The 7,996-nt window shown below is 65.7% G+C and carries 6 protein-coding genes and 1 pseudogene; 3 read left to right on the forward strand and 4 right to left on the reverse strand.

Annotated features, from left to right (window positions below):
* Positions 1-673, forward strand: a 673-nt coding sequence (gene cas7c, locus RMO12_RS09880; protein WP_309639160.1) for a type I-C CRISPR-associated protein Cas7/Csd2, incomplete at its 5' end; no start/stop codon positions are given.
* A 26-nt stretch (positions 674-699) separates the two neighbouring features.
* Here the strand turns inward: cas7c and RMO12_RS09885 are convergent.
* From RMO12_RS09885 to RMO12_RS09895, 3 genes and pseudogenes are all read right to left on the reverse strand, one after another.
* Positions 700-909 carry a type II toxin-antitoxin system RelE/ParE family toxin gene (locus tag RMO12_RS09885; protein WP_309639164.1) on the reverse strand — a complete coding sequence of 70 codons (210 nt, stop codon included), beginning with the start codon at positions 907-909 and terminating at the stop codon, positions 700-702.
* Positions 892-1,065: pseudogene (locus RMO12_RS09890) on the reverse strand (IS5/IS1182 family transposase); the annotation flags it as partial. The gene RMO12_RS09885 and the pseudogene RMO12_RS09890, both read right to left, overlap by 18 nt.
* 157 nt (positions 1,066-1,222) lie before the next feature.
* Complete coding sequence (locus tag RMO12_RS09895) at positions 1,223-2,437, reverse strand: phage integrase central domain-containing protein (protein WP_309639161.1); 1,215 nt, start codon at positions 2,435-2,437, stop codon at positions 1,223-1,225.
* Between the two features lie 352 nt (positions 2,438-2,789).
* Between RMO12_RS09895 and RMO12_RS09900 the strand changes: the two genes are divergently transcribed.
* Positions 2,790-4,454: a hypothetical protein gene (locus RMO12_RS09900; protein WP_309639162.1), complete on the forward strand. Its 1,665-nt coding sequence runs from the start codon at positions 2,790-2,792 to the stop codon at positions 4,452-4,454.
* A 146-nt stretch (positions 4,455-4,600) separates the two neighbouring features.
* Positions 4,601-6,217: an NAD(P)/FAD-dependent oxidoreductase gene (locus RMO12_RS09905; protein ID WP_309639163.1), complete on the forward strand. Its 1,617-nt coding sequence runs from the start codon at positions 4,601-4,603 to the stop codon at positions 6,215-6,217.
* A gap of 124 nt (positions 6,218-6,341) precedes the next feature.
* Here RMO12_RS09905 and RMO12_RS09910 read toward each other — a convergent pair.
* A partial coding sequence (locus RMO12_RS09910; protein WP_405029656.1) for a type IIL restriction-modification enzyme MmeI occupies positions 6,342-7,996 on the reverse strand: 1,655 nt, incomplete at its 5' end.

A 7,996-nucleotide genomic window follows, 5' to 3' on the forward strand; every position in this document is an offset into this window, starting at 1 on the left:
CGGTGCCGCCGACGAGCTGGCGAACGACCCCGACGCCAAGGGCAAGAAAAAGCGCAAGGGCAGCGAAGACAGCGTGCGCGCCGCGCGCGAATGGATGTGCAAGAACTTCTTCGACGTGCGCACCTTTGGCGCTGTCATGTCCACAGGGGTCAATTGCGGCCAGGTGCGTGGCCCGGTGCAACTCACCTTCGGCCGCTCGGTCGATCCGGTCGTTGCGAGCGAACATTCCATCACCCGCATGGCAGTCGCAACTGAAGTCGAATCCGAAAAACAAGATGGCGACAACCGAACGATGGGCCGCAAACACACAATCCCCTACGGCCTGTACCGCGCGCACGGCTTCGTCTCGGCCTTCCTGGCCAAGCAGACGGGCTTTGGCGCCGCCGACCTCGAGTTGCTGTGGCAGGCCTTGAGCGACATGTTCGAGCACGACCGTTCAGCCGCACGCGGGCAGATGGCCACGCGCGGGCTGTATGTGTTCGAGCACGCGGGCGAGCTGGGCAATGCGCATTCGCATGTGCTGTTCGACCGACTCACAATCGCACGCACAGGCGACGCTACCGCCCCTGCACGCGACTTCGGCGCCTACGAAATCGAATTCGACGGCAAAACATTGGCTGTCGGCGACACGCTCGACGCGGCGCCCGGCGTCAAGCTCACGAGGCGGTGCTGAGAGGGCCGCGCCCCAACGCCCTTGCCCTACCGCCCCCGCCAATACCCGGGCTCCCTGCTCTGATGCGCGACCGCCATCACGGTGATGACACCACCCTTCACGCGATAAGCCAACGTGTAGGGAAAGTGTTTCAGCGGCCAGGTTCGCACGCCGGGGTAGCCGGGCCTTCCGAGCCGCGGCATGAATTCCAGCAGGCACAAGGCACGCTGTACAGCCGTGGTGCCGTCGATGGCCACCGTGCCCAGCTTGACCAGGCCCATCTCGCGCGCCAGCTTGACCACCTGCACGAACAGATCGCTGAGCTCCTTGAGATGCAACGCGCCGAAGTCGCGGATCGTGCGGTGCTTGGGGAAGTTGCCTGCACCAAGCATCCGAAACGCCAGATCCTCGTGCGTGGCGCCACTCGAAAGCCGCAGCACCATTCAAAGCGCATAGCAGCGACGTTGACTCGGGTGGAAATTGCGAGTGGCTGAAATGCTTGCGAAATTTTAGAGCGTTCCCCACGTGCGTGGGGATGAACCGCCACTGCGCAATCGCGTCGCGATGGAGCTATGCCCGCTTGCACTCATGCATAGAGATCACCTGTGCATTGCTTTCTGGCTTGGCCAAGAACGCGGCCCATTCGCTCATCAGTGAGCGCCGCTTCTTGAACAGATCGCCGCGCCGATACGCTGCTTCTACCTTGTCGCCAATGGTATGGGCCAGCGCCATCTCCGCGACCTCGCGTGGGCAGCTCGTGCGCTCGGAGCACCAGTCGCGGAACGTCGAGCGGAATCCGTGCGGAACCGCGGCAACCTCCATCCGGCGCGTCACGGCGACAAGTGTCATGTCGGACAGCACGCCGCCGCGCGGTGCAGGAAAGACAAGGTCCGTGCCCGCGATGCGGGGAAGCCCACGCAACAGCGCCAGAGCTTCATCGGACAAGGGAACGCGGTGCTCCTTCCCGGCCTTCATCCGCTCGCCCGGTACGACCCAAGTAGCTCGGTCGAGATCGATCTCGCGCCAAGTCGCGCCACGCGCCTCTCCCGAACGGGCGGCGGTCAGGATTACGAATTCCAACGCCCTTGCACCCGTGCCCTGTTGTGCTCGCAGCGCCTGCATGAAAGCGCCAACCTGACCGACCGGCACGGCCGCGTGATGGCTCGCCTTCATGATCTTGCTGGGCGAAGGCAACAAGTGGTCGAGATGGCCCTTCCATCGTGCCGGATTCAAACCCTCCCGATAGCCTCGCACCGTTGCCCAATCCAGCACCGATTCGATGCGCCCACGCAGCCGGGACGCGGTTTCGGTCTTGATCCCCCAGATGGGCCCAAGTACCGCCAGCACCTGCGGCAACCCTACGTCACGAACCTGCATCGAACCGATCACGGGGTAGGTGCTGGCCAGCGTGTTCCGCCATTGCTCGGCATGCTTCGCGTTGCGCCAGCCGGGTTCGTGCGCCTCGATGTAGGCCAGCGCCGACGCCTTGAACGTGAAGGCCTTCGTCTGTTCGGCGCGCAGCCGACTTGCGGCTGCCTTTCGGTCCGCAATGGGGTCAGCACCTTTGTCGGCCTTTTCTCGCTCGTCGCGCGCCCGCCGTCGCGCATCGGCCAACGTCACGTCTGGAAAACCGCCAAGGCCCATCTCGCGCCGCTTGCCAGCAACAGAGAGGCGCAGCACCCAACTGCGGGCGCCACTGGGCTGCACCTGCAAGGCTAGCCCCGCAACGCCGCCGACGAAGTGCAGCCCGGGCTCGATCAACCGGGCCACGCTCAGTGGCGCCATTTCGGTTGTCTTCCTCGGCATCTCATCGTCCCCAACACCAACCCATCAACGTCGGCGATACTGGATGATGTGGTGTGAAGTGCCGTGCGTCAATTTATTTCTGTTTTACCTATGAAACACCGGGGCTCGTGATGTGCAGTGAGATGGCATGGAGTTCGATCCCGGCGGACCTCCTCTCCACCACCTATTCAGTACAAACGGGCCCTAGCGGCCCGTCTTTCTTTTCTGCCTAGAGAGATCAACGCTCTAGGGCTTTTTTCTGGTCCAAAACCACGGTCGATGCCGCCCTGCGGCGGCTCGGCGTGATGCTTGGTTGGTCGCCTGCCGCGAGCGTGCCTACACTGCGCCCGCAATGGATGAAGTGGCAATCCCGTCGATTGGCGACACGGCGCTGGCGCGCGACCGGCTGGTGCGTCATTTCCGCCAAGTGCTGCTGTGGCCGCTGCAACTGGTGTCGAGCCGCAGCCAGGACGCGCATGCACGGCATTGGGAGCTGCTCGGCGAAGACTCGCCGTGGCGCGAAGTGATCGACGAATACACCGGCGACGCCGGCAACTTCGGCGAGCGCCACTACAACGAGTTCGTCTCGTTCCTTCCCTATGTGCAGCGCTTTCTTTACGGCGAGGGCCGCAGCCAGCGCGGCGGCGCTGGCATCGGCTCGCCGATGCGCGTGTTCCGGCGTCACGACATGGTCGCCGTGCGCATGGTCACCAGCCCCGGTGCCGCGGCGATCACGCTGCAAATCAAGCACATCGATCTTTACTTCTTCTACGACCTCGACGTCGCACTGCTCAATGTCGAAGTCTTCGGCGACGGCCTCACGCTCATGCAGGCCGAGGAAGTGATGTACCGCTTCGGCCGCGGCTATCCGGCTGGCTGGACGCCCGACGGGCAGGCGCTGCACTGCCTGCACCAGCTCGAATGGCTCGGCGTCGACGGGCGCGTGCTCGCCGCGTCAGACGCGCAACAGCGCGAGCTGTTCCTGTCGCATGTGGCGCAGCACCGCGCGCCGCGCGTCGCCACGCACTGGGCTTTCGTGCTCGAGCCGCTGGTGGCCGAACACTCCGAGCGTGACGGCGTCCTGCGCTTTCGGCAGATCGAGTACTACCGCATGCCGATGATGGCTTACCTCGCGGTGGATGCGCCGCACACGCTCGAGCGCGCCGACTTCATACGTCTGGGCCTGGTCACCGGCGCGAGCCAGCGCGACGCGACGCTGCCGTATGCCGATTCGTATCTGGCCGACTTCGAGCGGCGCTTCTGCTACGACCGCTTCTGGGCCGACGCCGGCGCCGCGCCAAATACGCGCTACCTGTGCAACGGCTACTCGCTCATCGTGGTCGGCGACGCCACCAGCACGTTCTACCGCTGCGCCGAGCGGGGTGTGCTGGCGCAGTTCCGGCACCAGCACTTCCTGCTGTTCCTGATCGCGCATTCGCAGAAGGCGGCGCTGCTGATGTTCTCCGACGGGTTGTCGCGCGCGATGCGCGACCTCGACCTGCGCGATCCCGAGAGCATCAAGCGCTTCAAGCGCTCGATCCGTCTCGCATTCGAGGGTTTCCTGCGCTTCACGCACCGCTATTGGTTCCACGAGATCAGCGATCAGGCGCAGGTGCATGCACTGTTCCAGCTGTGCTCGGGCCATCTCGGGCTGGACCCCTTGTACGCCGAGGTCAAGGACCGTATCGCCGGCATGAGCAGCTACCTCGACGCCGACAGCCTGCGACGCCAGGCCAACACGGTGGTGCGGCTGACGGTGGTGACCCTGTTTGGTCTTATCGGCACCGTGAGCACCGGCTTCCTCGGCATGAACCTGATCGCTGCTGCAGACGAGCCGCTGCCGCTGCGCGTTCTCGGCTTCAGCATCGTGTTCGTGATGGCCACCGCGGTGACCCTCTACACGATCGTCAAGAGCCGGCGGCTGTCGGACTTTCTGGACGCGCTGTCGGACGAGCGGCTGTCGATGTGGGCGAAAGTGAAAGCCTTCATGGCGGTGTGGCGCAGGCGCGGCAGCTGAGCAGGAATTCGAAGCTGACGCGCCAGCTGCCCGCGTCGAACCCGGCCCCTGCGGTGGGGTACGCCCCGTTGGAGATACGCAGCCTCCCCACTACATTAAGCAAGGCTCGCAGTTCTTACAGCCTCCATCAGCGAAGGAAAACGCGCATGAACCAAGTTCAATCATCGTTGCAGCAGCTCGATGCAGTGGTCGTCGGTGTCGGCTTCGCCGGCTTGTACCAGCTTCACAAGCTGCGCGAGCAGGGTTTGAGCGTGCGGGCATTCGAGGCCGGCTCTGGCGTCGGCGGCACCTGGTACTGGAACCGCTATCCCGGCGCCCGCGTGGATTCCCAGTCCTACATCTACCAGTACTGGTTTTCCGACGATCTGCTCAAAGAGTGGAACTGGAGCGAGCGCTTCCCCGCCCGCGAAGAAACCGAGCGCTACCTGAACTTCGTCGCCGACAAGTTCGATCTGCGCGAGGACATCCAGTTCAACACCCGCGTGACGGCGGCGACCTACGACGAATCGACCCAGCGCTGGACCGTCACGACCGACAAGGGCGAGTCGTTCAGCGCCCAGTTCCTGGTGATGGGCACGGGCGGCCTGTCGACGCCGATGGTGCCGCCGTTCCCGGGCCACGACACGTTCAAGGGGCAGACCCTCCACACCGCGCACTGGCCCAAGGAGGGTGTGGACCTGAAGGGCAAGCGCGTGGGCGTCATCGGCACCGGCGCCACCGGTGTCCAGGTGATCCAGACGATTGCCGACCAGGTGAAGCACTTGACGGTGTTCCAGCGCACCGCCAACTACACGATCCCGATGCTCAACCCGAAGTACGACGACGCGATGCGCGCCTCGCTGCGGGCCCAGTACCCGGCGCTGAAAGAACGCGTGCAGAACACCTTTGCGGGCTTCGACTACGACTTCGGGGATAAAAATTTCCACGACCTGACGCCCGAGGAGCGCCAGCGCACGATGCAGACGCTCTGGGAAGACGGTTCGCTCAATTTCTGGATCGGCGGCTTCAAGGAAGTGTTCTTCGACGAGGCGATCAACGAGGAGATTTCCAAGTTCGTGCGCCAGCGCATCCGTGAGCGCATCAAGGACCCGAAGGTCGCTGACAAACTCGTGCCCACGGACCACGGTTTCGGCACGCGCCGCGTGCCGCTCGCGACCCTCTACTACGAAGCCTTCAACCGCGACAACGTGCTGCTGGTGGACACCAAGGCGACGCCGATCGAGCGCATGACCGAGAAGGGCATCCAGACGTCGGCCGGCGAGCACGAACTGGACATCCTGATCTTCGCCACCGGCTTCGACGCCGGCACCGGCACGCTCACCCGTATCGACATCCGCGGCCGCGATGGCCTGCTGCTCAAGGATGCCTGGGCCGACGGTATCCGCACCACCATGGGCCTGCAGGTTCACGGCTACCCGAACATGTTCATGACCATGGCCCCGTTCTCGCCGGCGGCCGCGTTTTGCAACGTGCCGACCTGCCTGCAGCAGCAGGTGGACTGGATCACCGACTGCATCCAGTTCGTCCGCTCGCAGGGGCTCAAATCGATCGAGGCCTCCGCCGAGGCGGAAGCCAAGTGGGTCGCGCATCACGACGAACTCGCCAACCTGACGCTGATCCCCAAGACCAAGTCCTGGTACATGGGCACCAACGTCAAGGGCAAGCCGCCGCGGCTGCTCGCTTACGTCGGCGGCGCCAATGTCTATCGCCAGGCCTGCGACGACGTGAAGGCACGCGGCTACGAGGGGTTTACGACCGCCTGAGACCTGGCCGGGGTTGACGCCCCACCCGACGACCGGGGGCCGCGCAAGCGGCCTCCGGTTTTTTATTGCCAAGAGGTGTCACAGCGAGACTCGATCCGCCCGGTAGCGCCTGGGCAGCTTGGCCTCAGGCACGCCAGCGCTCGCCTTCTCGGCGCGCTCGCCCCAGCGCTTCGAGCGTCAGAAGAATGCCGGGCAGCCGCTTCTTCCACGGTCCGCGTCCCGTAAAGCCTTCGGCCAACGCGCTTTCGTCCAGGGCACCGGGCGCGGCCGTGAGCATGTCGGCAATGGCGCGCACCTGCTCGGGCAAGTCGGCGGGCCAGGGGCGCCGCGCGCTCGGGGCCGGCGGCTTGCCGCCGACTTTCTGCGCGGCCCCGGCAGACACCTCGCCCAGCGCCATCTCGTCTTGCGTCGATGCGGGCAGCGCGGGCAGTGCGGGCGCCATGCGTCGGGCCGGGTCCTGGAACTCGGGGCGCAGCCAGCGCACCTCGCCGCGCGCCTCTTCAGCGGCGCGCTCGGCGTTCAGCGCCACCAGGCGCAGCAGCAGCTCCTCTTCGGCCTCGGCCTGTGCGACGGGTTTCTCGGGCCACGGCAAGGTGCCACCGGGCCGGCCGACGAGAGCCGGCGCGAGGTCGGCCCAGCCGTAGGCCTGCAGCACCAGGGCGTCGATGCGGTCGTGCAACTCGGCGAGCACGCTCACCAGGCCGTCGGTGTGCGTGAGCTTCTCCTTGACTGTCAACGCGCGGCCGCGGCGCAAGGCGTCGAGCACGTTGTACATGTCGGTCAGCGTTAGCTTGGCGTGGGCGGCCTGCTGGCGCTTGCGGTGGGCGTCGAGTTCTTCGGCGGCGGCGGCGATCTGCGCGGCGAGGTCGGGTCGGTCGGTGAGGCTGGGGAACGGGAACGGGTCGAAGCACCGCGACTTGTTGTAACGCGGGTCATTGCCGACACCGAGCCTGCCGCCTGCATGCAACGCCCACTGCACATGCACGCGACTGGAAAGCACGCCGAGCGTGGCCGCATCAGGCAACGCGATGGCGATGAGCATGTTGTCGGCCGCGATGCTCGCGTCGAGGAACTGGAAGGTGCGGTGCTTCGCGGTTTCGACGGTAGCGATGTAGCGCGGCAGGCCGGCGAGCGCCTGCCGAATGTTCGGGCGCGGCTTGCCGTGCAGCCACCACAGCGCTGCGTATGCGGCGCCGTCCTTGCTGTGCGCCTTTGCGTCGCGATCCGGCTTCACGCGCGCGAGCACCCACTGATACACCGCGGGGAAGCGCTGCCGCACCGCGTCGGCCGTGAGGCCAAACAGGTCGATGACCATCACGTCGCGCGGGCGGTCGGTAAGGTCGCGGCCGTTGCGGTACTCGCGAATGTGCGCGTCGAGCCCCGGCACGCTGCCCAGGCCAAGCGATGCCGCTTCTTCGCGCGTGACGATGAAGCCGGCGCCGTGCAACTTCAGCCCCGGTGAACTGACGTCGGCGTTGGCAGCAAGTGCCTTCACCGCTGCAACATTCGCACCCACACGCAGGTCCGCATGCACCACGCCGCGCCGGGCGCTGAGGCCGACCTCCGCGCTGCCATCGCTCAACGGTGTTTCGCGGATCACGCTGAGCAACTCACCCTCCCCGGCCCCGAGCGCGCCCACCGTCATGCTGATGCGCACCGCCGCACCGTTGGCACTGTCGACCCACGGGTGATCTGCAATCGCGAACACCAGCGAGAGTGAGCCAGCGGCGAGGTGGGGCTGGCTGGCGACCGATTTCTGCGTATTTCGCAGCATGAGGG

The sequence above is a fragment of the Methylibium sp. genome, from assembly GCF_031393925.1.
GTDB lineage: Bacteria > Pseudomonadota > Gammaproteobacteria > Burkholderiales > Burkholderiaceae_C > Methylibium.

Bases quoted from the DNA above. Each gene is read 5' to 3' on its own strand.
- RMO12_RS09895 (WP_309639161.1), bottom strand. From the start codon at position 2,437: ATGGCGCCACTGAGCGTGGCCCGGTTGATCGAGCCCGGGCTGCACTTC.
- RMO12_RS09900 (WP_309639162.1), top strand. From the start codon at position 2,790: ATGGATGAAGTGGCAATCCCGTCGATTGGCGACACGGCGCTGGCGCGC.
- RMO12_RS09905 (WP_309639163.1), top strand. From the start codon at position 4,601: ATGAACCAAGTTCAATCATCGTTGCAGCAGCTCGATGCAGTGGTCGTC.